The following is a 428-nucleotide window of genomic DNA, read 5'->3' on the forward strand; positions in this document are numbered from 1 at the left end:
CTATAATGTCGAGGACGGCGACGACCAATTGTTGTTCCATTTGGACTTGATTGACCGTGAACTATCGGAAGAGGCGTTCGCGGAGGAAGTCGGCTACGGCAACTATCTTGGTGCGAGCGACAAAACGTTCTTCTGGGTCGAACCGACCGAGGCCGTTCCAGGTGCCGAAGCGCACACGGACGAGATTGCCGAACTGCTCGAGACATTACCGGAGCTTGAATTCCGGACGTTATGAGTCCGCCCGCTGCGGCGGGCTTTTTCGATTGTGCTACAATATGACGTGAGGTGATTTCATGAATTGGACAGTAGAAGAAGTAAGACAGGCAGACCAGGTCGCAGCGCTCGAAGCAGCGGTCAACACGTTTGACAAAATCGATGTGAAAATCGGTCACGTAGCGGTCGGTCAGAACGACTACGCCGTCTATGAT

General features: G+C 53.3%; 1 pseudogene. It reads left to right on the forward strand.

The features are described 5' to 3' along the window. Positions 1 to 235 (forward strand): annotated as a pseudogene (locus EVJ24_RS15210) (hypothetical protein); the annotation flags it as partial. Positions 236 to 428: the final 193 nt, after the last annotated feature.

Origin of the sequence: Exiguobacterium sp. SH1S21, from assembly GCF_004337175.1 — a bacterium.
Classification (GTDB): Bacteria; Bacillota; Bacilli; order Exiguobacteriales; family Exiguobacteriaceae; genus Exiguobacterium; species Exiguobacterium aurantiacum_A.